The organism is Pseudomonas sp. 05N434, assembly GCF_056396965.1.
Genome location: NZ_JBFTMK010000976.1, coordinates 1 through 819, shown reverse-complemented (window position 1 = coordinate 819; position 819 = coordinate 1). Strand labels below are relative to the sequence as shown.

Below are 819 nucleotides of genomic sequence, written 5' to 3'. Positions count from 1 at the left end.
GTATTCGGTGGTCCTCGGCAGCCAACGTCAGTCCAACCAACAACCGATCCCGGTCACCTCACCCTTGCTGATCCGCCTCAAGGGCAAACCCTTGAACAAGGGTGCGACCATCAGCCAGGTGATGGTCAACTTCGATGGCGAAAGCAAAAGCCTGAAAAAGCCGATCTACGACAACAAAAGCAAAACGCTAACGCTCTATTACCCGTTGGCCCAGTACCGGGTGGTGATCGACTTGCTGCGCAACGACACGGTGTATTGCCAGTTTCTGAGTTACGCCAACGGCCATATCTGGGCCGATCTGCACACCGGCAGCGTTCGTCCGCGTTGAGCCCGGCATCAAGGCAGGGGTAAACTGCCCGCCCTGTGAAATGTCTGCGAGCTGGAGTCGGCAATGCGTAAAGATAAGAAGCAAGTGATTGGTGACGAGATCGGCGATGCGCAGATCAAACTGTTCCTCGATTTTGAGCCGGTCGACGCCACTTCACCGTCGCTGCACAAACTGATCAAGGCCTACCGCGGTCTGCGCATCGATGACTTCGAGCGTTTTCTGACGTTCTTTGTCGAAGCCGGCTACGATCTGGACGGCAAGGATGAGCACGGCAATGACTTCGTGGCCCTGATTCAGGATCAACGTAACGCGGCCGAGTACATCGAGTTGATCGACAAGGCTCGCGGTTAACGTCAGGCACACTGGAATTTTGTGGCGAGGGAGCTTGCTCCCGTTGGGCTGCGAAGCGGCCCCAAAATGCTGCGAATGGCGGAGATTTTGTGAGCGCTGCGCACTGGTGCGCCAGCCCGGTCAAGCGGGAGCAAGCACCC

The 819-nt window shown here is 57.0% G+C and carries 2 protein-coding genes; both read left to right on the top strand.

Features of this window, described 5'->3' with window-relative positions:
- On the top strand, window positions 1–328 hold a 328-nt coding region (locus tag AC1DLB_RS31180), incomplete at its 5' end, for a hypothetical protein (RefSeq protein ID WP_477786424.1).
- 63 nt (window positions 329–391) lie between these two features.
- Window positions 392–679 carry a PA4642 family protein gene (locus AC1DLB_RS31175; protein WP_018929588.1) on the top strand — a complete coding sequence of 96 codons (288 nt, stop codon included), beginning with the start codon at window positions 392–394 and terminating at the stop codon, window positions 677–679.
- The last annotated feature ends 140 nt before the right edge of the window (window positions 680–819 follow it).

Coding starts and splice junctions, on each gene's coding strand:
- AC1DLB_RS31175 (WP_018929588.1), top strand. CDS start 392: ATGCGTAAAGATAAGAAGCAAGTGATTGGTGACGAGATCGGCGATGCG.